At 67.5% G+C, this 23,667-nt stretch carries 26 protein-coding genes; 14 read left to right on the top strand and 12 right to left on the bottom strand.

Going from position 1 to position 23,667, the window contains the following annotated elements; translation table 11 throughout:
• The first annotated feature begins 4 nt into the window (after positions 1-4).
• Positions 5-880: a D-hexose-6-phosphate mutarotase gene (locus QZW52_RS02990; protein WP_293995084.1), complete on the top strand. Its 876-nt coding sequence runs from the start codon at positions 5-7 to the stop codon at positions 878-880.
• A gap of 19 nt (positions 881-899) precedes the next feature.
• Here the strand turns inward: QZW52_RS02990 and QZW52_RS02985 are convergent, their stop codons facing one another.
• Together QZW52_RS02985 and QZW52_RS02980 are read right to left on the bottom strand one after the other, a co-directional pair.
• Positions 900-1,970 carry an RNA-guided endonuclease InsQ/TnpB family protein gene (locus tag QZW52_RS02985; protein ID WP_293995081.1) on the bottom strand — a complete coding sequence of 357 codons (1,071 nt, stop codon included), beginning with the start codon at positions 1,968-1,970 and terminating at the stop codon, positions 900-902.
• Between the two features lie 124 nt (positions 1,971-2,094).
• Positions 2,095-3,165: a 6-phosphofructokinase gene (locus QZW52_RS02980; RefSeq protein WP_293995078.1), complete on the bottom strand. Its 1,071-nt coding sequence runs from the start codon at positions 3,163-3,165 to the stop codon at positions 2,095-2,097.
• A gap of 83 nt (positions 3,166-3,248) precedes the next feature.
• On the opposite strand from QZW52_RS02980, the gene mpl reads away from it, so the two are divergent.
• The 3 genes from mpl to fabG are packed head-to-tail and all read left to right on the top strand — an operon-like array spanning position 3,249 to position 5,982.
• The gene (gene mpl, locus QZW52_RS02975) at positions 3,249-4,619 is read left to right on the top strand and encodes a UDP-N-acetylmuramate:L-alanyl-gamma-D-glutamyl-meso-diaminopimelate ligase (protein WP_293995076.1); all 1,371 of its coding nucleotides are present in this window, start codon (positions 3,249-3,251) and stop codon (positions 4,617-4,619) included.
• A gap of 10 nt (positions 4,620-4,629) precedes the next feature.
• Positions 4,630-5,229 carry a YqiA/YcfP family alpha/beta fold hydrolase gene (locus tag QZW52_RS02970; RefSeq protein ID WP_293995074.1) on the top strand — a complete coding sequence of 200 codons (600 nt, stop codon included), beginning with the start codon at positions 4,630-4,632 and terminating at the stop codon, positions 5,227-5,229.
• A gap of 12 nt (positions 5,230-5,241) precedes the next feature.
• Positions 5,242-5,982: a 3-oxoacyl-ACP reductase FabG gene (fabG, locus tag QZW52_RS02965; protein WP_293995072.1), complete on the top strand. Its 741-nt coding sequence runs from the start codon at positions 5,242-5,244 to the stop codon at positions 5,980-5,982.
• 22 nt (positions 5,983-6,004) lie between these two features.
• On the opposite strand, the gene QZW52_RS02960 is transcribed toward fabG, so the two are convergent.
• Complete coding sequence (locus QZW52_RS02960) at positions 6,005-8,908, bottom strand: ImpA family metalloprotease (RefSeq protein WP_293995070.1); 2,904 nt, start codon at positions 8,906-8,908, stop codon at positions 6,005-6,007.
• Positions 8,909-9,159: 251 nt separating this feature from the next.
• Between QZW52_RS02960 and QZW52_RS02955 the strand changes: the two genes are divergently transcribed.
• The 10 genes from QZW52_RS02955 (at position 9,160) to QZW52_RS02910 (ending at position 19,561) form a co-directional block, all read left to right on the top strand.
• Positions 9,160-11,241 (top strand): ribonuclease catalytic domain-containing protein, encoded by a 2,082-nt coding sequence (locus tag QZW52_RS02955; protein ID WP_293995068.1) that lies wholly within the window; start codon positions 9,160-9,162, stop codon positions 11,239-11,241.
• Between the two features lie 28 nt (positions 11,242-11,269).
• Complete coding sequence (locus tag QZW52_RS02950) at positions 11,270-12,160, top strand: energy transducer TonB (protein WP_293995066.1); 891 nt, start codon at positions 11,270-11,272, stop codon at positions 12,158-12,160.
• Positions 12,161-12,206: 46 nt separating this feature from the next.
• Positions 12,207-13,043, top strand: a complete 837-nt coding sequence (aroE, locus tag QZW52_RS02945) for a shikimate dehydrogenase (RefSeq protein WP_293995064.1) — start codon at positions 12,207-12,209, stop codon at positions 13,041-13,043.
• A 6-nt stretch (positions 13,044-13,049) separates the two neighbouring features.
• Complete coding sequence (gene mtgA / locus QZW52_RS02940) at positions 13,050-13,784, top strand: monofunctional biosynthetic peptidoglycan transglycosylase (protein WP_293995061.1); 735 nt, start codon at positions 13,050-13,052, stop codon at positions 13,782-13,784.
• Between the two features lie 25 nt (positions 13,785-13,809).
• Positions 13,810-14,421, top strand: a complete 612-nt coding sequence (locus QZW52_RS02935) for a hypothetical protein (RefSeq protein ID WP_293995057.1) — start codon at positions 13,810-13,812, stop codon at positions 14,419-14,421.
• Positions 14,418-15,026: a TlpA family protein disulfide reductase gene (locus tag QZW52_RS02930; RefSeq protein ID WP_293995055.1), complete on the top strand. Its 609-nt coding sequence runs from the start codon at positions 14,418-14,420 to the stop codon at positions 15,024-15,026. Before QZW52_RS02935 ends, QZW52_RS02930 begins: the two co-directional genes overlap by 4 nt.
• A 256-nt stretch (positions 15,027-15,282) precedes the next feature.
• A complete protein-coding gene (accB, locus tag QZW52_RS02925; RefSeq protein WP_293995054.1) occupies positions 15,283-15,741 on the top strand; it encodes an acetyl-CoA carboxylase biotin carboxyl carrier protein in 459 nt (152 codons plus the stop codon).
• A 13-nt stretch (positions 15,742-15,754) separates the two neighbouring features.
• Positions 15,755-17,110, top strand: a complete 1,356-nt coding sequence (gene accC / locus QZW52_RS02920; RefSeq protein ID WP_293995051.1) for an acetyl-CoA carboxylase biotin carboxylase subunit — start codon at positions 15,755-15,757, stop codon at positions 17,108-17,110.
• Entirely contained in the window at positions 17,107-18,036 is a 930-nt protein-coding gene (gene prmA, locus QZW52_RS02915) for a 50S ribosomal protein L11 methyltransferase (RefSeq protein ID WP_293995048.1), read from the top strand. The genes accC and prmA overlap by 4 nt, the downstream gene beginning before the upstream one ends.
• Positions 18,037-18,064: 28 nt before the next feature.
• Positions 18,065-19,561, top strand: coding sequence for a zinc-ribbon and DUF3426 domain-containing protein (locus QZW52_RS02910; RefSeq protein ID WP_293995045.1), 1,497 nt, complete (start codon positions 18,065-18,067; stop codon positions 19,559-19,561).
• Here QZW52_RS02910 and QZW52_RS02905 read toward each other — a convergent pair.
• From QZW52_RS02905 to rplW, 9 genes are all read right to left on the bottom strand, one after another.
• Positions 19,552-20,058 (bottom strand): peroxiredoxin, encoded by a 507-nt coding sequence (locus QZW52_RS02905; protein ID WP_293995042.1) that lies wholly within the window; start codon positions 20,056-20,058, stop codon positions 19,552-19,554. The two genes, QZW52_RS02910 and QZW52_RS02905, sit on opposite strands and share 10 nt — an antisense overlap.
• Before the next feature lie 75 nt (positions 20,059-20,133).
• Positions 20,134-20,436: a 30S ribosomal protein S17 gene (gene rpsQ / locus QZW52_RS02900; protein ID WP_293995040.1), complete on the bottom strand. Its 303-nt coding sequence runs from the start codon at positions 20,434-20,436 to the stop codon at positions 20,134-20,136.
• Positions 20,433-20,633: a 50S ribosomal protein L29 gene (rpmC, locus tag QZW52_RS02895; protein WP_293995037.1), complete on the bottom strand. Its 201-nt coding sequence runs from the start codon at positions 20,631-20,633 to the stop codon at positions 20,433-20,435. Before rpmC ends, rpsQ begins: the two co-directional genes overlap by 4 nt.
• Before the next feature lie 15 nt (positions 20,634-20,648).
• Positions 20,649-21,065: a 50S ribosomal protein L16 gene (gene rplP / locus QZW52_RS02890; RefSeq protein ID WP_293995035.1), complete on the bottom strand. Its 417-nt coding sequence runs from the start codon at positions 21,063-21,065 to the stop codon at positions 20,649-20,651.
• A 3-nt stretch (positions 21,066-21,068) separates the two neighbouring features.
• On the bottom strand, positions 21,069-21,911 hold the full coding sequence (gene rpsC / locus QZW52_RS02885) for a 30S ribosomal protein S3 (protein WP_293995032.1): 843 nt from the start codon (positions 21,909-21,911) through the stop codon (positions 21,069-21,071).
• Positions 21,912-21,926: 15 nt separating this feature from the next.
• Positions 21,927-22,256 (bottom strand): 50S ribosomal protein L22, encoded by a 330-nt coding sequence (gene rplV / locus QZW52_RS02880; protein ID WP_179633149.1) that lies wholly within the window; start codon positions 22,254-22,256, stop codon positions 21,927-21,929.
• A 12-nt stretch (positions 22,257-22,268) separates the two neighbouring features.
• The gene (rpsS, locus tag QZW52_RS02875; protein ID WP_179633150.1) at positions 22,269-22,544 is read right to left on the bottom strand and encodes a 30S ribosomal protein S19; all 276 of its coding nucleotides are present in this window, start codon (positions 22,542-22,544) and stop codon (positions 22,269-22,271) included.
• Between the two features lie 13 nt (positions 22,545-22,557).
• Positions 22,558-23,382 (bottom strand): 50S ribosomal protein L2, encoded by an 825-nt coding sequence (gene rplB / locus QZW52_RS02870; RefSeq protein ID WP_293995025.1) that lies wholly within the window; start codon positions 23,380-23,382, stop codon positions 22,558-22,560.
• Positions 23,382-23,667: 50S ribosomal protein L23 (rplW, locus tag QZW52_RS02865; RefSeq protein ID WP_293995022.1), on the bottom strand; the 286-nt coding region annotated here is incomplete at its 5' end. The genes rplW and rplB, both read right to left, overlap by 1 nt.

The raw sequence follows: 23,667 nt of genomic DNA, 5'->3' as shown, positions 1-23,667 counted from the left end.
CGCCATGACCGACGCACACGACCAGCCCCGCGCCCTCTACCCCACCGGGCCGATCTCGTTCGGCGGTCAGCCCGCTGTCCAACTGCGCTCGCCCAATGGTGCGCAGGCCACCATCCTGCTGCACGGTGCGCACGTCGTGTCGTGGATTCCGGCGGGTCACGAGGAACAGCTCTACCTGTCGTCCGAGACGACGTTCGGTGTCGGGGCAGCGGTGCGCGGCGGCGTGCCGGTGATCTTTCCGCAGTTCAACCAGCAAGGCCCGCTGCCCAAGCACGGCTTCGCCCGCAACCGGGCGTGGCAGGTGCAGGTGGCCGAGGTCCGCGGCGAACACGCCTTCGCGGTGCTGACCCTGAGCGATGACGAGGCCACCCGCGCGATCTGGCCGCACGCCTTCACGCTGGAGCTGACCGTCAGCGTCGATGACCGGCGGCTGGAGATGGAGCTGGCGGTGCTCAACACGGGCGAGGCGGCATTCGAGTTCCAGGCTGCGCTGCACACCTACCTCGGCTGCGGCGACGTGCGCCACGCGCAGTTGGAAGGGCTGCTCGACCAGAACTACCACGACGCCGTGCTCGACCAGCCGCGCCAGCAGTGGATCGACGTGGTCACGATCGCGCAGGAAATCGACCGCATCTACTGGAACGCGCCGAAGGAGCTGACGCTGCGCGAGACGGGGCGGCGGCTGCTGATCCAGTCGCATGGGTTCGATGACGTGGTGGTGTGGAACCCGGGGCCGGAGAAATGCGCCGCGCTGCCGGACATGCCGGACGACGACTGGCTGCAGATGCTGTGCGTCGAGGCGGCACAGATCGGCGACCGGGTGCGGCTGGCCGGTGGGCAGGAGTGGGCTGCGATGCAGACGCTGGTGATCGCGGACTGAGCTTGACATCCTCCCCGCCCTAAAGGACGGGGATTCCTCCTGCGAGACGCGCATGTCCGCGCGCGGCGATGTTCCTGGCGGCGTTCACGTCGCGGTGGTGTTCCGCTCCGCAATCGCAGCATGTCCATCGCCTCATTCGCAGACCTGTCCTACCTTTCGGACTGCTGGCGGGTATGCCCCCGCAGCGCGAACAGGTCTGGGTTGTGTAGGCTTCATTCACCTCCTCGAACACGATGCCGGCCTGATGGCTCTTGTATTCCAGCATCGTCTTCATCATCGACCACCCGGCGTCCAGCGTGGATTTCGCCATCCGAGTCTTCACCATCGCTTTCGCCTGCACGTTCCCGACGAAGATCGCCGCGTTGCGCTCGACCAGCCCGGTGCTGAACTTGTGCATCGCGTCCTTGCGCGTGTTGGCGATCTTCGCGTGGATCGCGCGCACCCGGTCCTTCTTCCCGGCTCGCTGGGCGATCCCCAGCGCGCCCTCATGCTTGCGGTACAGGCCGGACGCCAGCTCTTCGCCGTCCGAGCACGTCGCTGCAGTCTTCAGGCCGAGGTCGATACCGATCAGCCCAGTGCCAGCCGACTTCAGCACGTCCACCTTGACGCACACGTTCAGGTACCACCGGCCGCGCGCGTCCTGCGAGAACGATCCTGCGCGCAGATCGAACCGGCTCAGCCCGTAGCTGTCCCACAGACTGAACCTGTGCCCGAGAAAAGCGATCTGCCCGGCCTTGTACTTCGCGCCGCCCGCCTTGAACGGCACCCAGCCCAGCGAATACTTCGCCGCCTTCGCGTTCGACACGCGCCAATTGAGCCGGGCTTTCTTGAACTGCTTGCGCCGGGTGGCGTACTCCTCGCACACCAGTTGCACCGTGGCGCTACCGATCCGCACGCCCTCGCACTTCGAGTACCCCGCCGTGAGCTTCTGCAGGTCGAACCCGCTCAGCCACTTTCCGCGCTCGCGGATCGCCCGCGAACTGGTCTCGTTACAGTAGTTCCACACCTGATTGACCTCGCGCGCCATCAAGGACAGCACGCCCGCGTGCTTGTCCTTGATCCGTAGCTTGAGGGTCTTCACGGCTTCCATCCGACAACTGTATTTCCATACATGTCGCTTGACAAGCCGTTCCGGCTTGAACGCTCGACCCCGGGCTGAACCCCGGGGCTTGTCGCTTCGTCCGGGTCAAAATTACCGATCAGGAATTTATCGATTATCGGGCCGGATCCCTGTCCCCAAGACAAACACCAATCTCCCGCGCACAACCCAACAGCGCATGGTCCCCCGGCACACACCGGTTCACCCCCGCCACCGACTCCAGCGCCACGCTCCCCAGGCACCCGCCCTGCAGCGTCACCATCCGCCCGAAGTCCCCACGCCGCAGCAGCCGCGCCGCCTCGTTGCCGTACTGCGTCGCCAGCACGCGGTCGAACGGCGTCGGACTGCCACCCCGCTGCACATGGCCCAGCACCGTCGCCCGCACCTCACAGGCCAGCAGCGGCTGCAACTGCGCCCGCAGCGCGTGGGCGACGCCGCCGAGGCGGATCGGGTCGGGGCTGCCTTCGACGGTGCGCTCGACCGTCATCGCGCCGCCCACCGGCTTCGCGCCTTCGGCGATGCAGATCAGCGTGGCACGTCGGCGGGCGTGGCGCGCGCGGCAGACCTCGGCGATGTGCGCCACGTCGTAGCCGATCTCGGGCAGCAGGATCACGTCCGCCGCCCCCGCGATGCCCGCCTCCAGTGCGATCCAGCCCGCGTAGCGCCCCATCGTCTCGACAATCATCACGCGGCCGTGGCTCTGGCCGGTGGTCTGCACCCGCTCCAGCGCGTCGGTCACGGTGGCCACCGCCGTGTCGAAGCCGAAACTGCGCTCGCAGCCGGCGATGTCGTTGTCGATCGTCTTGGGCACGCCCACCATCGGCACCCCGCCCGCCGCGCCGAGCCGTGCGGCCATCGTCATCGTGCCGTCGCCGCCGATCGTCACCAGCGCGTCCAGCCCGAGTGCGCGCTGGTAGGCGATGACCTCCGCAGACACGTCCGCGCCGTGCCACGCGAAGGGGCTGGCGGTGTTGCTGGTGCCCAGGATGGTGCCGCCCATGGCGAGGATGCCGCTCACGTCGTCCCAGCCGAGCGGGCGGACGCGGCGCTCGATCAGGCCGAGAAAGCCGTCCTCGATGCCGATCACCTCGGCGCCGCACTGCCGGATCAGCGACTTGGTGACAGCGCGGATCACCGCGTTCAGGCCGGGGCAGTCGCCACCGCCGGTGAGGAGGCCGATGCGCATGAACAGATCCTTTCAAACGGTGCGCCCAGTCTAGGGCGCACCCGCGTGATTGCAGCCCCTGCGCCCTCCTAGAATCCGCCCCCATGCACATCCACATCCTCGGCATCTGCGGCACCTTCATGGGGGGTGTCGCCGCACTGGCCCGCGAAGCCGGCCACCGCGTCACCGGCTGCGACGCGAACGTCTACCCGCCGATGAGCGACCAGCTCCGCGCCCTCGGCATCGACCTGATCGAAGGTTTTTCCCCCGACCAACTGGCGCTGGCACCCGATCTCTACGTCGTCGGCAACGTCGTCAGCCGCGGCAACCCGCTGATGGAAGCGATCCTCGACGCCGGCCTGCCCTACACCAGCGGGCCGCAGTGGCTGGCGGAGAACGTGCTGCAGGGACGGCATGTGCTGGCTGTCGCCGGCACGCACGGCAAGACCACGACGACCTCGATGCTCGCCTGGGTGCTCGAAGCGGCCGGGCTGGAGCCGGGGTTCCTGGTGGGCGGCGTGCCACAGAACTTCGGCGTCTCGGCGCGTCTCGGCCGGGTCGCCGCGGGATCGCCGTTTGTCATCGAGGCCGACGAATACGATACCGCCTTCTTCGACAAGCGCAGCAAGTTCGTCCACTACCGCCCGCGCACCGCCATCCTCAACAACCTCGAATACGACCACGCCGACATCTTCCCGGACCTGGCCGCCATCGAGACGCAGTTCCACCACCTCGTGCGCACGGTGCCGTCGCAGGGACGGCTGGTGGTCAACATCCGCGAGGACGCGCTGAAGACGGTGATCGCGCGTGGCTGCTGGACACCGGTGCAGTTTTTTGGCGCCCGCAAGGAAGAGCCCGGTGCGCTGCGCAGCCGCGGCGAGCCACACGCCTTCGACGTGCTGCGCGGCAGCATGAAGGTCGGCCGCGTGGAGTGGCCGCTGCTGGGCGAGCACAACCAGCTCAATGCACTGGCCGCCATTGGTGCAGCCGAAGCGGTGGGCGTCACGCCGGCGGTGGCAGGCGAGGCGCTGAGCCGGTTCGAGAACGTGCGGCGGCGGATGGAGCTGCGCGGCGAGGCGGGCGGCGTGAAGGTCTACGACGACTTCGCCCACCACCCGACGGCGATCCGCACCACCGTCGATGGCCTGCGCCGCCGCATCGGCGACACGGCGCGCATCCTGGCGGTGTTCGAGCCGCGCTCCAACACGATGAAGCTGGGCGCGATGAAGTCGCAACTGCCGTGGGCGCTGGAAGAGGCGGATCTGTCGTTCTGCCACAGCGCCGGCCTGACCTGGGACGCCCGCGAGGCGCTGTCGCCGATGGGCAAGCAGGCGCGGGTCTGCGACTCGATCCCGGAGCTGGTGGACGCGGTGGTGCGGCTCTCCCGACCGGGGGACCAGGTGCTGTGCATGAGCAATGGGGGGTTTGGCGGCGTGCATGGGAAGCTGCTGGAGGCGCTGGCCCGCAAGGGGTGACGCAGCCGCCATGCTCAACCAGCACGCCCGCACGACCCACCTCCTCTACCTCCACGGCTTCCGCTCCTCGCCACAGTCGATGAAGGCGCAGACGATGGCCGCCTGGGTCGCCGCCCACCGGCCAGACCTGACGTGGTGGTGCCCGCAACTGCCGCCCTCGCCCGCCGACGCCGTGGCGCTGGTCGAAGCAGGCACCCGCGACTGGCCCGCCGACACCCGCGCCGTGGTGGGCAGCTCGCTGGGCGGTTTCTACGCCACCGTGTTCGCCGAAACCCATGGCTGCCGCGCCGTGCTGGTCAACCCGGCCGTCGATCCCGCCCGCGATCTGGCGAAGTACATCGGCGAGCAAACCGCGTGGCACGACCCGGCCGACCACTTCTTCTTCCGCCCCGAGTTCATCGACGCGCTGCGGGCGATGACGCCGGGCGCACTGCGTGAGCCATCACGGTATCAAGCCTGGGTGGCCAAGGGCGACGAGGTGCTCGACTGGCGCGAGATGTCCGCCCGCTACGCCGCGACCGAGCTGCACCTGCTCGACGGGGGCGACCACGCACTCAGCGATTTCGACGACCACCTGCCGGCCATGCGCCGGTTTCTGCAACTGGACTGAGGTGTTTTCTCCATGCGACTGAAAGACAAGGTTTCGATCATCACCGGCGCCGCCCAGGGCATCGGTCTGGCCACGGCGCTGAAATTCGCCCGCGAAGGCGCCGTCGTCATCGTCTGCGACATGCAGCCCCAAGCCGTGGACGCCGCCGTCGCACAATGCCACGCCATCGGCGCGCAGGCGGCGGGCTTCGCCGTCAACGTCACCGACCGGGCGGCGGTCGATGCGATGGTCGCCGCCGTGAAAGCGCAGTTCGGCCGCATCGACGTGCTGGTCAACAACGCCGGCATCACCCGCGACGCCCGGCTCCAGAAGATGACGATCGAGCAGTTCGACGCGGTGATCGACGTGAACCTGCGCGCCGTCTTCCACTGCGCGCAGGCCGTGGTGGACACGATGGTCGAGCAAGGTTCGGGCGTGATCCTCAACGCCAGCTCGGTAGTCGGCATCTACGGCAACTTCGGCCAGACCAACTACGCCGCCAGCAAGTTCGGTGTGATCGGCTTCACCAAGACCTGGAGCCGCGAACTCGGGCCGAAGGGCATCCGCGTCAACGCGGTGGCGCCGGGCTTCATCGAGACGCCGATCCTCTCGACGATTCCAGACAAGGTGCTCGACGGGATGCGCGCCGAAGTGCCCCTGCGCCGGCTGGGCACGCCGGAGGAGATCGCCAATGTGTATGCCTTCCTGGCGAGTGACGAGGCGAGTTATGTCAATGGGGCAGTGCTGGAAGTGGCGGGCGGGCTGACGGTCTGAGCCGCCAACCCGCCCTTCCGACTCAGTAACCAGCCGGATAGACCGCCGCCGTGCTCATCACGATCGGCGCCCCGACCTTCGCCGGCACCTGGCTGACCTGGCTCATCGGGAACAGCAGCTTGCCCGACGGCGCGAAGTTGTAGGCCGCGACCTGGGCACTCGCCGCCGCCGTGACCTTCACGCCCCACAGGTCGAACATGGGGCGCATGTCACGGCCGATGATGAAGGAGCTGGCGATCAGCAAGAAGTCGTTGCCGCTCATCGCTGACGGATACGCCGCCGCGTAGGTGCCGAAGCCGAACTTCGCCGCCGACGCCGCCCAGGTGGCTTGGCTGGCGTCGAGGTTGCGGTCCAGCAGGTAGGCCAGACTCAGTACCGCCCAGCCGTCGCCGAGGTTGGCGTTGTAGTAGCGCGCGTGCTCGACCAGTTGCCGGTAGAACATCACCCGCTCCGAGTTGTTGGCGGCGTAGGCGGTGTTGCCCCAGAGGCTGGCCTGGGCCGCGTCCACCGGAACCGGCTGGCCGAGGGCCGTCTTGAGCGCGTTGAACACCACCAGCCCCGTGCCCGCCCGATCGACCAGCGGCGTGGCCACCCCGGCCGGCGACAGGTTGTACTGCGTGCGCTTGTGGACCGGGAAGATGTTGTTGGACACCTCGCCCGACTGGCCCGCGTAGATGTTGAGCCGGCCGCGCTGCAGGTTGTGGCCGATCTCGTGGGTTTCGCCCCAGCCCAGCGGCGTGAAGGCCCAGTCCTGGTCATACGGGTTGCCGCTGCAGCCGTTGCCGCAGGCCGCGTGGACATCGCTGACGACGTGCTGCATGACATCGCGGCGGTGCTGCGTGCCCGTGCAGTCCCAGCCCTTGAGGGCGCAGAAGCTGGTCACGGCCGGCGCGAGCACGTACTGACCGGCGGTGGCGGAGTTGAAACCAGCGAGTTCGTAGGTGTCCTTGATCGTGTAGGTCCAGGTGTCGCCCACCAGCTTCGACAGGTTGCCGCCGTAGCTGGCCATGCTGGACCGGAAGTTCGCCAGCGTCGAGTGCAGCGTCAGGGTGTCGGTGGTGATGCCGACCCAGTTGGTGGGGGTTGCGGCCAGTTCGGCGTTGAAGGCCGTGACCTGGGCGGCGTCGTTGGCGTTGCGCAGCACCGGATGGGTCGTCACGCCGGTCACTTGCACGGCCACCGCGGGCACCGTGCCGGCTGCCGCATCGACGTGCAGGAACAGCGGGCCACCGTAGGGGCTGGTGATCGTCACCGTCTGGCCAGCTTTCAGCGGCGAGCGGGGAGCGGTCAACTGCGTCGGGCGGTCCAGGCCGGTCGGCTGGTTGAAGACCCAGGTGGTGTCGCGCAGCATGTTGAGGCCGAACTGCACCACGCCAGGGCCGGTGTCGGTGCGGGTCAGCGTGACGGTGCGGCCGGGCATGACGTACAGGCCCGTCATGTGGTCGCGCGTGCCGGTCAGCGGCGGCGTGACCGTGGCGGTGCGGGTCTGGGCGACCACCGTGGTGGGGATCAGGTTCGAGAAGTTGCCCAGGTTCTTGGCGACGCTGGCAGACGGCCGGTGGACGTAGGCGGCCATGTCGGAGAAGTAGGCGCGATAGAAGGTCGCGCCGCTGGTGGCCTTGTTGAGCGGGTAAGCCACCGTCTCGCGGTACTTGTCGCCCAGCAGCACCAGCAGCTTCTCCAGCGTGTAGCCGGAGCGCGAGAAGATGGCGGTGCCATTGGCGTCCAGCGCCCGCAGCGCGGTGCGGATCGCCTCGGCCGGCGTGCCGAACTGCGACATGTAGGTGGCGTCACCCGAGCAACTGATGCGGCCCGAGGTGGTGCAGCCGCTCCAGGTGGAGGTGAAGGTGCCCGTGTCGAGCCGGTTCACCAGCGCCTGCACGTCGGCGAGGTTGTTCGGCATGGCCGGCAGCGTCGCCGGGTTGAAGCCCTTGAGTCCGTTCTGCGACCAGTAGTTGTTGACCTGTCCCAGCCCGAAGTAGTCGAGCATCCGGCCGGAGAGGTCGTTGGTGTCGCGGTAGTGGTGGAGATAGAGCACCGGGATGCCGCGGCCCTGCGCGTTGAGCACGGCCTGCATGACGGTGGCGCCGTTGTAGGCGTTCGGGCCTTGCTCGCGGCCGATGACGAGCAGATCGGCCCCTTGCAGGCAGGCGTCGAGCTTGTCGCCGTCACAGCGGTTGTCGGCCTGGGTGGCCGCGCCCGTGACCACGCCGTTGAGGGCGACACCGGGGTACTTGCTGGTGAACCAGGTGCGGGTCTTGTTCTCGTGCGGGAACCAGTAGGTCTCGGTGCCGGGCAGGTGGGCGGTAACGACCTTGAGGTTGGTGAACGTGGTGCGCCTGGTCAGCCAGGCCACCGTGTTCAGCAGGAACTTGTCCATCGACGCATTGCCGGGCACGCCGAAGGGGTTGCCGCCGAAGGCGGCGTAGCGGGCATTGCCGGCGGCGTTGGTGCCAGCCACCGCCAGCGTGGTGCTGGTGCCAGCGTTGCCACTCCCGTAGCTCCAGTTGGTGGGCAGGATGGCCTGGTTCTGGGTGCTGTCGAGCAGCGTGAACCAGGACGAGTCGTGCGAGGGATCCCAGTCGAGGCTGGTCAGGCTGGTGGCGTTGGCCGTGCCGTTGGCGTTCAGGCCGAACAGGGCCTGCTTGAGCGCGGCGTAGCCGGTCTGCTGCGTGCTCAGCAGGGTCTTGGTCGTGGCCGTGACGGTGGCCAGCGTGACGCCGGCGGCATTGCCCGTGGCCAGCGCCGTGGTCATCGGGTCCGCGACGGCCAGGGTGCGCATGTTCGGCGTCGCCGTGTTCTCGACGGCATCGGCCTGGGCAGAGGGGCTGTCCGTGCCGCCGCCACCGCAGGCGGTCAGCAGTGCCGCGGCGGCCAAGGTGGTCAGCCAGCCGACACGGCGGTGACTCAGGGGGTGGGGATGCATGGTTGTCCTGGTGTCAGGTGGGAATAGGCGGGGATAGGCGGGGATTTGTCCTGCCATTATCGAAACTGGACCAAAACGTTCCACGCATTAGTTCTCACAACTTCTTCACATCGCACGGCAAATAACGACAATTCGTAACAAAATTAGCGCAAGACATGCGGTCATGGGATGTGCTGATCCGCGCAAGGCATGCTGGTGACGGGTGCCGCCAACAGGAACGCCGGGCAGCCATCGGCGACAATCCCTCCCCTATGAATGCCCTCTTCGAAGACGCCGGAAAATTCCTCGCCGGGCGCGTGATGTCGGAAGCCGAAAGCTCGATGCAGATCGAGCTGGACTCCGGCAAGCGTGTCAAGGTCAAGGCCGCCAATGTGCTGCTCAAGTTCGACAAGCCCTCGCCCGCCGAGCTGATCGCCGAGGGCCAGCGGCTGGCCGAGGAGATCGAGCTGGAGCTGGCGTGGGAATTCGCGCCCGAGGACGAGTTCGCCTTCGCCGATCTGGCACGCGACTACTTCGACGCCAAGGCCGGCCCGGCGCACCAGGCTGCCGCCCTGTTCAAGCTGTTCCATGCGCCGCACTACTTCCGCCGCATGGGCAAGGGGCTGTTCCGCAAGGCGCCCGAGGACATCGTCAAGGCGGCCCTGCTCGCCATCGAGAAGAAGGCGCAGGTCGCCGCACAGATCGAGACCTGGACCACCGAGCTGATCGCTGGCGAGTGTCCGCAGCCGGTGCGCAACGAGCTGTACAAGATCCTGTTCAAGCCGGACAAGAACGGGCCGGAATACAAGGCCGTGGTCGAAGCGGCCAAGCGGTCGCAGCGCGCACCGCTCGACCTGCTGCTGGACTGCAAGGCGATCGACAGCCCCTACCAGTTCCACTGGCGGCGTTTCCTGTTCGAGACCTTTCCCAAGGGCGTTGGCTTCCCCGCCGCGCTCACCGCCCCGCAGATCAAGGATGCGCTGCCGCTGGCCCCCGTGCGGGCCTTCTCGGTGGACGACTCGGCCACGACCGAAATCGACGACGCGCTGTCGGTGCAGGGCCTGGGCACGGGCACCATCGTCTTCGGCGTCCACATCGCCGCGCCCGCGCTGGCCATCGCGCCGGATTCGCCCATCGACAAGGTGGCGCGCGACCGGCTCTCCACCGTCTACATGCCGGGCTGGAAGCTGACCATGCTGCCGGACGACGTGGTGCAGACCTACACGCTGCTGGAAGGCCGCGACTGCCCAGCCGTGTCGCTGTACGTGACGATGGACGAGGCCACGCTGACGGTACTGTCCAGCGAGACGAAGCTGGAGCGGGTGCCGATCGCCGCCAATCTGCGCCACGACAAGCTCGACGCGGTGGTGACCGAGGCGGCGCTGACGGGCGCGGCGCCGGCCGACTTCCCCTTCGCGGCCGAGCTGGCCTTCGGCTTCCGGCTGGCGAAGCACCTCAAGGCGCAGCGCGAGGTCGTGCGCGGCAAGCCGGAGAACTTCAACCGGCCGGACTACAACTTCAAGCTCGTCGATGCCGCAGGCCAGTCGCCCGTGGAGCCACCGATCGGCCACGAGACGGTCCAGATCAGCGAACGCCGCCGCGGCGCCCCGCTCGACACCATCGTTGCCGAGGCCATGATCCTGGCCAACAACACCTGGGGCGGCTGGCTGGCCGAGCTGGGCGTGCCGGGCATCTACCGCAGCCAGGCGAGCATGGCGCCGGGCGTCAAGGTCCGCATGTCCACCCGTGCGCAGCCGCACGCCGGCATGGGGGTCGCGCACTACACCTGGGCCACCTCGCCGCTGCGGCGCTACGTGGACCTCGTGAACCAGTGGCAGATCATTGCCTGCGCCCGCCACGGCAAGACCGCGGCGCTGGTCGCCCCGTTCAAGCCCAAGGACATGACGCTCATGGCGATCATCTCGGGCTTCGACACCGCCTACTCGGCCTACAACGGCTTCCAGAACGCCGTCGAACGCTTCTGGACCCTGCGCTGGCTGACGCAGAACGGCGTGACCGAACTCGACTGCGCGGTGATGAAGGACGGGCTGGTGCGGGCCGACACGCTGCCGCTGGTGCTGCGCGCGGCCGGGGCGGACGCGATGCCACGCGGTGCGCGGGTGCGGGTGCGGCTGGGCGAGCCGGATCTGCTGACGCTGGACATCGGCGGCAGCGTGCTCACCCGGCTGGATGACCCGACCCGCAGCGACGACGACGCCGTACCCGACGACGACGCCGAGGAAGGCGCCGAAGCCGCGGCCACCGGGCTGGCACTGGCCATCGACCTGGACGACGCCGAGGGCACCCCCACCGCACCAACGGAGCCGGCGGCCCCGGTACCATCGGCCACCTGATTTCCGCCTCCGTCCCCGCCGATCCAAGATGCAGCGCCTCAAGCAACTCTCGACCCTCCAGACCGCCTTGCTGCTGTCGCTCGGCCTGCACGCGGCGGTGCTGATGGTGCGGGTGGTCGATCCGCAGGCGTTCGACCGGATCCTGCAGGACACGCCGCTGGAGGTGGTGCTCGTCAACGCCAGTACCGCCGAGAAGCCGACCAAGGCGCAGGTCATCGCCCAGCGCAACCTGGCCGGTGGCGGCGACGCGGACAAAGGCACCGCCACTTCCCCGCTGCCGCCCTCGCCTGCCGATCAAGCGGGCAACGCCATCGACGACGCCACGCGCCAGATCGAGCAGATGCAGGCGCAGCAGACCCAGTTGCTCACCCAGATCAAGCGCGAACTCGCCAAGCTCAACACCCCCGACCCGGTACAGGCGGCCAACAAGACGCCGTCCACCGCCTACGCCGAGGAAGAGCGCCGCCGCCAGCTCATCGACCAGCTTGCCCAGATCGAGAAGCGCATCAACGACGAAAACGCCCGCCCCCGCCGGCGCTACGTCAGCCCATCCGCCCGCGAAGGCGTCCACGCCCTCTACTACGACGCGCTGCGCCGCCGCATCGAGGACATCGGCACCCGCAACTTCCCCGAAGCCGAAGGTGCCAAGCTCTACGGCGAACTCAGCATGCTGATGGAAGTGGACAGCTTGGGGCGGGTGGTCGAGGCCGAGGTGATCAAGACTTCGGGCAACCGGGCGCTGGACCGCAAGGCGCAGTCCATCGTGCGCGGTGCCGCTCCCTACGGCCACTTCACGCCGGCCATGCGCGGCCAGTTCGACCGGCTGGTGTTCGTGTCGCGCTTCCGCTTCACGCGGGACCAGGGGGTGCAAGCCTCGGTCGAAGACACCACGCCCAAGAACGCACCCGCAGCGCAGTGAGCGTCCCGCCCGCCCTCTCCACCGTTTCACTTTGCCCGCCCCTGCCATGGACCGCTACGCCGTGATCGGCCACCCGGTGGAGCACAGCCGCTCCCCCGACATCCACGCCCGCTTCGCCGCCCAGACGGGGCAGTCGATCGCCTACACCCGCTTGCTCAGCCCGCTGGACCGCTTCACGGACACGGTGCGCGCCTTGGCCGATGGTGGCGCACGGGGCGGCAACGTCACCGTGCCGTTCAAGTTCGAGGCATGGCAACTCGCCACCCGCCGCACCCCCCGCGCCCAGCGCGCCGAAGCGGCCAACACGCTGCGCTTCGACGCCGAGGGCTGGTGGTGCGACAACACCGACGGCGTCGGGCTGGTGCGTGACATCACGGTCAACGCCGGTGTGGCGCTGGCCGGTCGGCGGGTGCTGCTGATCGGTGCGGGCGGCGCGGCGGCTGGGGTGCTGGGGCCGCTGATCGAGGCGGGGCCTGCGGTGCTGGCCGTCGCCAACCGGACGGCCGACAAGGCGCAGGCCCTGGTGGATCGCCATGCCGATCTGGCCCGCGACCACGGCGTCGCCCTGTGCGCAGCGCCACTGGACGCGCCCGGTACCGCCTTCGACGTGGTCATCAACGGCACGGCCAGCAGCCTCGCCGGCGCGGGGGTGCCGGTGCCGGCCAGCGTGCTGCGACACGGTGCGCTGGCAGTGGACATGATGTACGGCACAGGCGCACGGCCCTTCCTCGACTGGGCGGCGCGGCACGGCGCCACCGGCCGCGACGGGCTGGGCATGCTGGTGGAGCAGGCGGCCGAGTCGTTTTTCGCGTGGCGCGGCGTGCGGCCCGAGACGGCGCCGGTGCTGGCCGCGCTGCGGGCGCAAGTGGACGGCGTGCGCTGACCGGCCATGGCCACCAAGACCCCGCCCTGGCGTGGCCACCTCTGGCGGCTGCTGGCGCTGCTGCTGTTGAGTGCGGTGGCGCTGCAGCTCTACTTCGTCTTGCGCATTGCGCTGATGGCGGTGGTCGATCCGCAGTCCACGCCCTTCCAGCGCAGCGAGATCTGGCGTCTGGCGACCGAGCAGGGCCGTGTGCTCTGGAGCCAGGCGTGGCGGGACCGCACCCGCATCAGCCCCCACCTGCAGCGCGCCGTGATCGCCAGCGAGGACGCCGGATTCAACGACCACAGCGGTGTCGAGTGGGACGCGCTGGAAAAAGCCTGGGAGCGCAACCAGCGCGCCGAGGCCGTGGCCGCCCGCCGCAAGGTCGAGCCGAAGGTGGTCGGCGGCTCCACCATCAGCCAGCAGCTCGCCAAGAACCTCTTCCTCTCCGGCGAGCGCACCGCCGCACGCAAGGGCCAGGAGTTCCTCATCACCTTCATGCTCGAAGGGCTGCTGAGCAAGCCGCGCATCCTGGAGATCTACCTCAACAGCGTCGAGTGGGGCGAAGGTGTCTTTGGCGCACAGGCCGCTGCGCAGCACTATTTCCACGTCGAAGCGCACCAGCTCGCTCCGGCACAGGCCGCGCGGCTGGCGGTGATGCTGCCCGCGCCCAAGCGGTTCGAGCAGCGGCCCGGCTCGCCGTATCTGGTCCACCGTGCCGCATCGATCACCGCGCGCATGGGCGCGGTGCCTCTGCCCTGATCCGCCCTGACTTCCACCGGACACCATGCGTGAACTGACCGAAGAAATCGCCGCGATGGCCGCCCGGTTGGTGGTCGAGGAGGGCCTCGAATACGGCCCCGCCAAGCGCCGCGCCGCGCGTGACCTGGGCCGAGGGGCGTCGCGCAGCGTCAACATGCCGGACAACGACACGGTGGAAGACGCCGTGCGCGAGTACCTGTCGGTGTTCTGCGCCGACACGCAGCCGCTGGAACTGGCGGCGCTGCGCACGGTGGCGGCGCTGTGGATGGCGCGGCTGGCCGAGTTCCGCCCCCACCTGACCGGCGCGGTCTGGCGCGGCACGGCGACACGGCTCTCCGCCGTCCACCTGCAGCTCTACTGCGATGACTGCAAGTCGGCCGAACTGGCGCTGATCAACCAGGGCGTGGACTACGACGTGGGCAGCGTGAACGGACCGCGCCACCAGCCGGTGGACGTGCTGAGCCTGTCGCAGCGTTGTGACGCGCTGGGCGAGCCGGTGACGGTGTTCCTCACCATCCTGGACCATGACGACCTGCGCGGCGCGCTCAAGCCCGATGCCCAAGGCCGCACGCAGCGCGGTGATCTGGCCGGTCTGCAACGCCTGATGACCGACAAGACTGACAAGGACACACCATGAACCGCAGAAGCTGGGTGGGATGGAGCGCCGGGGTGGCGGTGGTTGCCGGTGGCGCAGGCTGGCTTGCCCGCCAGCGCACCACCGAACGCCACCACCCGAACGCAGCCCCCGCCATCGCGGGAGCCACAGCGTCCACCCCGACCACGGCCGCATCGAACAGCGGCGGCGGTGATCTCTGGTCGCTGCAATTCGACCGCCCCGAAGGTGGCACGCTGGCCCTGGCGGGCCTGCGCGGACGGCCGCTGCTGGTCAATTTCTGGGCGACCTGGTGCCCGCCGTGCGTCAAGGAAATGCCGCTGCTCGACGCCTTCGCGCGTGCGCAGGCAGCCCGCGGCGCCGCGGGCTGGCAGGTCATCGGGCTGGCGGTGGATGGCCCCACGCCGGTGCGGGAGTTCCTGAAGAAGACGCCGGTGGGCTTTCCGATCGGGCTGGCGGGCTTTGGTGGCACCGAATTGGCGCGCCAATTGGGGAACACGACCGGGGGGTTGCCCTATACCGTGGTGCTCGGCGCGGACGGGCAGGTGCTCCACCGCAAGCTGGGCGAGACCAATGTGCAAGAACTGCAATCCTGGGCCGACGCCGTGCAGCGCGGCACCACCGGATGAACGGTTTGGTTCTTGCATGAACCTTGGCGCGTGGCATCATCGCGCACCCCGCCGAACGGGTCTCAATTTGTACAGACCGTCATCGAATGGAACTGAAAAGCGCGTAAAGTCTGGGGTTTGGCTGACAAACCCGCGGCAACACGGCCCATCTTGACGCGAGTCCTGCACGCACACCGACGCGACAGGGCCGACGCCGGCAAGTGGGGCACACATCCAACTGCCCCACCCACTGCAACCCGAGAATCACGGAGCCCCCATGGACCTTCGCAAGCTGAAGACCCTGATCGATCTGGTGTCGGAATCCAATGTCTCCGAGCTGGAGATCACCGAAGCCGACGGCAAGGTGCGCATCGTCAAGCAAAGTGCCGCCCCCGCCATGGTGATGGCCGCGCACTACCCCGGCCAGCCCATGCACCCGATGGCGCACGCCATGCCGGTGGCCGCCGCCGCCCCGGCCGCTCCGGTGGCCGAAGTCATCACCGGCCATGTCGTCAAGTCGCCGATGGTCGGCACCTTCTACCGCGCCTCCAACCCCGGTGCCAAGGCGCTGGCCGATGTGGGCACGGTCGTCAAGAAGGGCCAGTCGGTGTGCATCATCGAGGCCATGAAGATCATGAACGAGATCGAGTCGGACGTGGACGGCACCGTCACCAAGGTGCTCGTCGAGAACGGCCAGGCCGTCGAGTACGGACAGCCGCTGTTCATCATCGAATAAGGCCCGCGCCATCATGTTCAAGAAGATCCTGATCGCCAACCGCGGCGAGATCGCGCTGCGCATCCAGCGGGCCTGCCGCGAGATGGACATCCAGGCGGTGGTGGTGTACTCGGAAGCCGATCGCGACGCGAAGTACGTCAAGCTGGCCGATGAAGCCGTGTGCATCGGCCCCGCCGCGTCGCAGAAGAGCTATCTGCACATGCCCGCGATCATCTCGGCCGCCGAGGTGACGGACGCCGAAGCGATCCACCCTGGCTACGGCTTCCTGTCGGAGAACGCCGACTTCGCCGAGCGTGTCGAGAAGAGCGGATTCGCCTTCATTGGTCCGCGCCCGGAGTCGATCCGCCTGATGGGTGACAAGGTTTCCGCCAAGGAGGCGATGGTCAAGGCCGGTGTGCCGACCGTGCCGGGTTCTGCCGGTGCGCTGCCGGACGATCCGAAGGAAATCATCCGCATGGGCCGCGAGACGGGCTATCCGGTGATCATCAAGGCGGCGGGTGGTGGCGGCGGGCGGGGGATGCGCGTGGTGCATTCCGAGGCGACGCTGCTGCACTCGGTGGAGACCACCAAGGCGGAAGCCGGCGCGGCCTTCAACAACCCGGCCGTCTACATGGAGAAGTTTCTCCAGAACCCGCGCCACATCGAGATCCAGATCCTCGCCGACCAGCACGGGCACGCCGTGTGGCTGGGCGAGCGTGACTGCTCGATGCAGCGCCGCCACCAGAAGATCATCGAGGAAGCACCGGCGCCGGGCATCCCGCGCAAGGTGATCGAGAAGATCGGCGAACGCTGCGCCGCCGCCTGCCGCAAGATCAACTACCGCGGCGCCGGCACCTTCGAGTTCCTGTACGAGAACGGCGAGTTCTTCTTCATCGAGATGAACACCCGCGTGCAGGTCGAGCACCCGGTGACGGAACTCGTGACCGGCATCGACATCGTGCAGCAGCAGATCCGCATCGCCGCTGGCGAGGAACTGCCCTTCACGCAGAAGCAGATCACCCAGCGCGGCCACGCCGTCGAGTGCCGCATCAATGCAGAAGACCCGTACAAGTTCACCCCGTCGCCCGGCCGGATCACGGTCTGGCACCCGCCGGGCGGACCGGGCGTGCGCGTCGATTCCCATGCGTACAGCAACTACGTCGTGCCGTCGAACTACGACTCGATGATCGGCAAGATCATCGTCCACGCCGACACGCGCGACCAGGCGCTGGCCCGCATGCGCAGTGCGCTGAGCGAGATGCTGGTCGAGGGCATCCAGACCAATATCCCGCTGCACCGGCAACTGATGGCGGACGCCGCGTTCATGGAAGGCGGCACCAGCATCCATTACCTGGAAGGCTGGCTGGCGGCACGGAAGACGCTGGGATGATCGAGCTGACCTTGCTGTGCCCGGCCGATCAGGTCGATGCGGTGTCGGACGTGCTGATGGACGCGCTGGATGCGCTGGCCGTCACCGTCGAGGACGCGGACGCCGACACGCCCGACGAGGCCCCCATCTTCGGTGAACCGGGGATGCCCGCGACGCTGTCGGCCAGCATCAGCGGCTGGCAGCGGTCCGTCGTCAAGGCCCTGTTCAACGACGAGGACGCAGCCACCGACGCCTGCACACTGCTGCTGGCCCAGGACGGCGACGATGGCGCGAGCGCCTTCACCGATCTGCACGTCCAGGGCCTGTACCCGGTGGCGGACCAGGACTGGGTGCGTCTCACGCAGTCACAGTTCGAGCCGGTGCTGATCACGTCCGCATTCTGGATCGTGCCCTCGTGGCACAAGCCGCCGGAAGGCGCGACGCGCGTGATGCGGCTGGATCCGGGCCTGGCATTCGGCACGGGCACGCACCCGACCACCCGCATGTGCCTGCGCTGGATCGCACGCCATGCCGATCTGGCGAACCCGTGGCCGCGGGTGCTCGACTATGGCTGCGGCTCGGGCATCCTGGCCATCGGCGCCGGGCTGCACGGTGCGGTGGACATCGACGCCGTGGACATCGACTACGCGGCAGTCGAGTCGAGCCGGGCCAATGCGGCGGCCAATGGCGTGACCCTGCGCCGGGTCGGCTTGCCCGATCTGGCCGAAGGACAGTACCCCGTGGTGCTGGCCAACATCCTGGCCGCGCCGCTGAAGCTGCTGGCGCCGCTGCTGAGCGGCCATGTCGCACCGGGCGGCTCGCTGGTGATGGCCGGTCTGCTGGAGCGCCAGATCGAGGAGCTGCAGGCAGCGTATGCCCCGTGGCTCGCGCTGGAAGTGGCAGACCGTGAAGATGGCTGGGTGCTGCTGACCGCCCGCCGCCCCTGAAACCGGGTGGCAATGGCATGATTCCGGCATGAGTCTGGCCACATCCTGTCCCTCCTGCGGCACCGTCTTCCGGGTGGTGCAGGACCAACTGAAGATCTCCGAAGGTTGGGTTCGCTGCGGGCATTGCCAGGAGGTGTTCAACGCGCTGGAAGGGTTGTTCGACCTGTCCCGGCGCGACACCACCACGCCAGAACCTTCACCGGATCTGGCCGTCCCCGCCACCAGCAACCCGAACGATCCGGCCTGGATGGAGACGCGTCCGGCGATGTTCTCGGATGGCAAGGTGCTGCGCGAGCGGCAGGAAGCCCTGCAGAACCGGTCATCGTCACCGGCTGCTCCCACCCCGATGCCCGCCCCGAAGCGGGTGGAAAAACGGGTGGAAATCAGCACCCGCCGCGCCGCCACCTGGGATCCTTCGGTCCAGGAGCCGGAGCGCGGCATGGCGCCGACCCAGCCCGACCCTGGTGCCTGGCGCACGACGAGCGCCGACACGACCCTGCCGGTGCCCCCACTGGCGCCCGAGTTCCTGCGCGGCTCCAGCTTCGAGGAGCCGGTGCCGGACAGCCTGTTCGCGGAACCGGATCTCGACCCCGCGCCCTCCAGTGACGAAACGGCCTACCCGGCCACCACGCTCGAATTCCGTTCCGAGGCGTTCAGTGCCTTTGCCGCCGCACGTCTGCGCCGCGATGGGCGACCCGATGTCGATCTGCCGCTGGAGTGGCCCTCGGCACCTGCCCCGCTGATGCCGACCCCGCCACCGCCGCCACCGCCGCCACCGCCGCCGCCGCCACCGCTGGCAGCCGAACCCGCACCGCCACCGCTGGCAGCACGACCCATCCCTGATGATCTCGAAAAAACACTGGATCTGAGCCTCGGCGAGGCAGCCGAACCCGTGTCAGTGGAGCCACTGCCGGCGCCGGCAGAGATCGTGACGCCGCTGACGTCATCCCGCACGCAGACCCCCGAGGACACCGATCCGCACCATCTGCCAGAGTCCACCCTCGATACGGTGTCGCTCCCCGAGTTTGTGCGCCGTGCCGACAGCAAAGCCCGCTGGGAGCGCCCCTTGGTGCGCGTCATGCTCGGTGGTGCGGCCATCGGGCTGGCGGTGACCCTGGTGCTGCAGATCGGCCAGCACTGGCACGACCTCATCGCTGCCCGCTGGCCCACCACGCAGTCGCTGCTGGCGCGTGCCTGCCTGCAGTGGCACTGCCAGTTGGCGCCTCCTCAGCAGCTCGACGCGCTGGTCGTCGATAGCACCACCCTCAGCCGCCCGCCCAACGCCGACAGCTACGTGCTGGGCGTGACGCTGCACAACCGGGTGGGTTACGCCATCGCCGCACCGCACATCGAACTCAGCCTGACCGACATGGCTGGCGCAGTGGTGCTCCGCCGGGTGTTGACGCCGACTGAATTCCGGCAGAGGGACACCCTGGCCGCGCAGAGCGATGCGAGCTGGAGCCTGGAATTCACCAGCACCAACCAGCGCATCGCTGGCTACACGCTCGCCGCGTTTTATCCCTGAGCCTGGGCCAGCAACGTCGCCGCGTCGCTGACCTCGAACTTGCCCGGACCTTCGACGTTGAGCGTCTTGACCACGCCGTTGTCCACCAGCATCGAGTAACGCTGCGAACGCACGCCGAAGCCCTTGGCGGTCAAGTCCAGCACCAGGCCGGTCGCCTGCGTGAACAGTGCGCCGCCGTCACCCATCATGCGGACCTTGCCGGCAGCGGCGTTGTCACGGCCCCAGGCGCCCATCACGAAGGCGTCGTTGACCGACACACACCAGATTTCGTCCACGCCAGCGGCCTTGAACGCCTCGGCCTGGGCAATGTAGCCGGGCAGGTGCTGCGCGGAGCAGGTCGGGGTGTAGGCACCCGGCAACGCGAAGATGGCAATCTTCTTGCCCGCGGTTTCCTTGGCCACATCGAAGGCGTTCGGGCCGATCGCGCAGCCGTTGCCCTCGATCTCGACGTATTCGAACAGGGTGCCCGCGGGCAGTTGGTCACCAATCTTCAACATGAGAAATCTCCATTCAAAATAAAAAAACCGGCAGCCAGTATCCCAGCATGCCGGTTTCGATGTGTCGGGTCGGATTCAGACCAGACGTGCCTTCTCGACCAGACGGGTCACGACCCAGTTCTTGGTCTTGGACAGCGGGCGGCTTTCCGAGATTTCGACCAGATCACCCATCTTGTACTCGTTGGTCTCGTCATGCGCGTGGTACTTGCGCGAACGGGCCACGATCTTGCCGTACAGCTCGTGCTTGGCGCGACGCTCGACCAGGACGGTGACCGTCTTGGAACGCTTGTCGCTGACCACGCGGCCGACCAGGGTGCGGGTGTTCTTCTGCGCCGGAGCAGCAGCTTGGTCTTGGACCTGGACTTGGGCTTCGCTCATTGGGCGGCTCCCTTCTTCTTCTCGGTCAGGATGGTCCTGACGCGAGCGATGTCACGGCGCGTCTTGCGCAGCGTCGTGTGGTTGGTCAGTTGCTGCGTTGCCTTTTGCATGCGCAGACCGAAATGGGCCTTCAGCAGATCGCTGATTTCCTTTTCGAGCGCGGCAACGTCCTTGGCGCGGAGTTCAGAAGCTTTCATTCATGTTCCCCTTGCTCAGGTACCGAACTGGCGCAACACGAAGGTCGTGCGCAGCGGCAGCTTGGCGGCAGCCAGCGTGAAGGCTTCACGGGCCAACGCTTCCGGCACACCATTGAGTTCATAGAGCACCTTGCCCGGCTGGATTTCAGCCACGTAGTACTCCGGATTGCCCTTGCCGTTGCCCATCCGCACTTCGGCCGGCTTTTGCGAGATCGGCTTGTCCGGGAAGATGCGGATGAAGACACGGCCACCGCGCTTGATGTGGCGCGAGATGGCACGACGGGCAGCTTCGATCTGGCGAGCGGTGATGCGGCCACGCTCCGTGGCCTTCAGACCGAACTCACCGAACGCCACCAGAGCGCCACGGGTGGCGACGCCGGTGTTGCGGCCCTTTTGTTCCTTACGGAACTTGCGACGCGACGGTTGCAACATTCCTTATTCTCCTTTGGGGGCGGCCGGTGCAACGGTACGCACCACGCGCTTGACGCCCGCTTCACCCGCCGGTGCGCCAGCAGGAGCACCCGGACGGCGGTCGTTGTTGCCACGCGGTGCGCCACGGCGCGGTTCGCCCGGACGGTCATTGCGCGGACCACGGCGACGGCGGTCGTCTTCCGGACGCTCTTCGCGTGCGGCAGCCGGCGCTTCGCCATTGGCCAGACGGTCACCCTTGTAGACCCACACCTTGACACCGATGATGCCGTAGGTGGTCTTGGCTTCCGAGAAGCCGTAGTCGATGTCGGCGCGCAGCGTGTGGAGCGGCACCCGACCTTCGCGGTACCACTCGGTGCGTGCGATTTCGATGCCGTTCAGACGACCGGCCGACATGATCTTGATGCCCAGGGCGCCCAGACGCATCGCGTTCTGCATCGCGCGCTTCATCGCGCGGCGGAACATGATGCGCTTTTCGAGCTGCTGGGTGATCGATTCGGAGATCAGCTGCGCATCGACTTCCGGCTTGCGCACTTCCTCGATGTTCACGGCGACAGGCACCTTGAGCATCTTGGCGAGTTGCAGCTTGAGGTTCTCGATGTCCTCGCCCTTCTTGCCGATCACCACGCCCGGACGCGCCGAGAAAATGGTGATGCGGGCGTTCTTGGCGGGGCGCTCGATCAGGACGCGCGAGACGGCGGCGCTCTTGAGCTTCTTCTTCAGATACTCGCGAACTTCGATGTCTTCAGCCAGCATGGCCGCGAACTGACGGTTGCCGGCGTACCAGCGCGACGACCAGTTGCGCGTGACCGGCAGGCGGAAACCGATCGGATGGATTTTCTGTCCCATGGATTTCTTCCTGCCTTAGTTGCCAACGGTCACGTAGATGTGCGCGGTGGGCTTGCTGATGCGGTTGCCGCGGCCTTTGGCCCGTGCGGAAAAACGCTTCAGCGTGGCACCTTGCTCCACGTAGATCGAGGTGACGCGGAGTTCGTCGATGTCAGCGCCGTCGTTGTGCTCGGCGTTGGCGATCGCGCTCTCCAGCGCCTTCTTGATGATGCCGGCGGCCTTCTTTTGCGTGAAGGCCAGGATGTCGAGGGCCTGACCGACCTTCTTGCCGCGGATCAGGTCAGCCACCAGACGACCCTTGTCGCAGGACAGGCGGACGCCGCGGACGATTGCTTGAGTTTCCATCGTCGCCGCTCCTTAGCGCTTGGCTTTCTTGTCCGCCGGGTGACCCTTGAACGTACGGGTCAGCGCGAACTCGCCCAGCTTGTGGCCGACCATCTGGTCGGTCACGTACACGGGCACATGCTGCTTGCCGTTGTGAACGGCGATCGTGACACCGATGAACTCGGGCAGGATCGTCGAACGGCGCGACCAGGTCTTGATGGGCTTCTTGTCCTTGATAGCGACAGCCTTCTCGACCTTGTTCAGCAGGTGGTGGTCAACAAACGGACCTTTTTTCAGTGAACGAGACATGAGCTACTACCCCTTATTTCTTGCGACGCGACACGATCATGTTCTGCGTGCGCTTGTTGTTGCGGGTGCGGTAGCCCTTCGTCAGGGTGTTCCACGGCGAAACAGGCGCTTGGCCCTCGCCGGTGCGGCCTTCGCCACCACCGTGCGGGTGGTCCACCGGGTTCATGGCAGTGCCGCGAACCGTCGGACGGATGCCCCTCCAACGCATCGCACCGGCCTTGCCGTACTGGCGCAGGTTGTGCTCTTCGTTGGAGACTGCGCCGATCGTCGCGCGGCAGTCGATGTGGATCTTGCGCACTTCACCCGAGCGCAGACGCACCTGGGCGTAGACGCCTTCACGCGCCATCAGCGTCACCGAGGTGCCGGCCGAACGGGCGATCTGGGCGCCCTTGCCGGGCATCATCTCGACGCAGTGGATCGTGGAGCCCACGGGGATGTTGCGGATCGGCAGCGTGTTGCCGGCCTTGATCGGCGACTCGGCGCCGCTCAGGACCGTCTGACCGGCTTCCAGGCCACGGGGAGCGATGATGTACGAACGCTCGCCGTCGGCGTAGCACAGCAGGGCGATGTGCGCCGTGCGGTTGGGGTCGTACTCGATGCGCTCGACCTTGGCGGGGATGCCGTCCTTGTTGCGCACGAAATCGACCACGCGGTAGTGGTGCTTGTGACCACCGCCCTTGTGGCGAACCGTGATGTGACCGTTGTTGTTACGGCCGGAGTTCTGCTTCTGGGGTTCCAGCAGCGAAGCTTCCGGAGCGCCCTTGTGCAGGTGCTTGTGAACCACCTTGACGACGCCACGGCGGCCAGGCGAAGTCGGTTTGACCTTGACGACAGCCATTACGCGGCCTCCCCGAAGTTGAGTTCCTGACCAGCCTTCAGCGACACGTACGCCTTGCGGACGTGGTCACGGCGACCGATGCGTCCACCGAAGCGCTTGGTCTTGCCCTTCTGGTTGACGACCTGCACCGAGTCCACTTCGACCTTGAACATCAGTTCAACGGCGGCCTTGATCTCGGGCTTGGTGGCGTCCTGCAGCACCTTGAACAGCACTTGGTTGTGCTTCTCGGCGATGCTGGTGGCCTTCTCGGAGATGATCGGCGCGACGAGCACCTGGGCCAGACGG

The sequence above is a fragment of the Sphaerotilus sp. genome (genome assembly GCF_013299175.1).
In the GTDB taxonomy this organism is placed as follows: Bacteria; Pseudomonadota; Gammaproteobacteria; order Burkholderiales; family Burkholderiaceae_C; genus Sphaerotilus.
The sequence above is the reverse complement of the archived record's forward strand: the minus strand, read 5'-3'. Positions and strand labels throughout refer to the sequence as shown.

Excerpts from the sequence above, each read along its gene's own strand:
- prmA (WP_293995048.1), top strand. The coding sequence starts at position 17,107 with ATGATCGAGCTGACCTTGCTGTGCCCGGCCGATCAGGTCGATGCGGTG.
- rplB (WP_293995025.1), bottom strand. The coding sequence starts at position 23,382 with ATGGCTGTCGTCAAGGTCAAACCGACTTCGCCTGGCCGCCGTGGCGTC.
- mpl (WP_293995076.1), top strand. The coding sequence starts at position 3,249 with ATGCACATCCACATCCTCGGCATCTGCGGCACCTTCATGGGGGGTGTC.
- accC (WP_293995051.1), top strand. The coding sequence starts at position 15,755 with ATGTTCAAGAAGATCCTGATCGCCAACCGCGGCGAGATCGCGCTGCGC.
- QZW52_RS02960 (WP_293995070.1), bottom strand. The coding sequence starts at position 8,908 with ATGCATCCCCACCCCCTGAGTCACCGCCGTGTCGGCTGGCTGACCACC.
- fabG (WP_293995072.1), top strand. The coding sequence starts at position 5,242 with ATGCGACTGAAAGACAAGGTTTCGATCATCACCGGCGCCGCCCAGGGC.
- QZW52_RS02905 (WP_293995042.1), bottom strand. The coding sequence starts at position 20,058 with ATGTTGAAGATTGGTGACCAACTGCCCGCGGGCACCCTGTTCGAATAC.
- rpsQ (WP_293995040.1), bottom strand. The coding sequence starts at position 20,436 with ATGAGCGAAGCCCAAGTCCAGGTCCAAGACCAAGCTGCTGCTCCGGCG.
- QZW52_RS02930 (WP_293995055.1), top strand. The coding sequence starts at position 14,418 with ATGAACCGCAGAAGCTGGGTGGGATGGAGCGCCGGGGTGGCGGTGGTT.
- QZW52_RS02990 (WP_293995084.1), top strand. The coding sequence starts at position 5 with ATGACCGACGCACACGACCAGCCCCGCGCCCTCTACCCCACCGGGCCG.
- rpmC (WP_293995037.1), bottom strand. The coding sequence starts at position 20,633 with ATGAAAGCTTCTGAACTCCGCGCCAAGGACGTTGCCGCGCTCGAAAAG.
- QZW52_RS02980 (WP_293995078.1), bottom strand. The coding sequence starts at position 3,165 with ATGCGCATCGGCCTCCTCACCGGCGGTGGCGACTGCCCCGGCCTGAAC.
- QZW52_RS02935 (WP_293995057.1), top strand. The coding sequence starts at position 13,810 with ATGCGTGAACTGACCGAAGAAATCGCCGCGATGGCCGCCCGGTTGGTG.
- QZW52_RS02910 (WP_293995045.1), top strand. The coding sequence starts at position 18,065 with ATGAGTCTGGCCACATCCTGTCCCTCCTGCGGCACCGTCTTCCGGGTG.
- rplP (WP_293995035.1), bottom strand. The coding sequence starts at position 21,065 with ATGTTGCAACCGTCGCGTCGCAAGTTCCGTAAGGAACAAAAGGGCCGC.
- accB (WP_293995054.1), top strand. The coding sequence starts at position 15,283 with ATGGACCTTCGCAAGCTGAAGACCCTGATCGATCTGGTGTCGGAATCC.
- rplV (WP_179633149.1), bottom strand. The coding sequence starts at position 22,256 with ATGGAAACTCAAGCAATCGTCCGCGGCGTCCGCCTGTCCTGCGACAAG.
- rpsS (WP_179633150.1), bottom strand. The coding sequence starts at position 22,544 with ATGTCTCGTTCACTGAAAAAAGGTCCGTTTGTTGACCACCACCTGCTG.
- QZW52_RS02950 (WP_293995066.1), top strand. The coding sequence starts at position 11,270 with ATGCAGCGCCTCAAGCAACTCTCGACCCTCCAGACCGCCTTGCTGCTG.
- mtgA (WP_293995061.1), top strand. The coding sequence starts at position 13,050 with ATGGCCACCAAGACCCCGCCCTGGCGTGGCCACCTCTGGCGGCTGCTG.
- aroE (WP_293995064.1), top strand. The coding sequence starts at position 12,207 with ATGGACCGCTACGCCGTGATCGGCCACCCGGTGGAGCACAGCCGCTCC.
- QZW52_RS02985 (WP_293995081.1), bottom strand. The coding sequence starts at position 1,970 with ATGGAAGCCGTGAAGACCCTCAAGCTACGGATCAAGGACAAGCACGCG.
- QZW52_RS02970 (WP_293995074.1), top strand. The coding sequence starts at position 4,630 with ATGCTCAACCAGCACGCCCGCACGACCCACCTCCTCTACCTCCACGGC.
- QZW52_RS02955 (WP_293995068.1), top strand. The coding sequence starts at position 9,160 with ATGAATGCCCTCTTCGAAGACGCCGGAAAATTCCTCGCCGGGCGCGTG.
- rpsC (WP_293995032.1), bottom strand. The coding sequence starts at position 21,911 with ATGGGACAGAAAATCCATCCGATCGGTTTCCGCCTGCCGGTCACGCGC.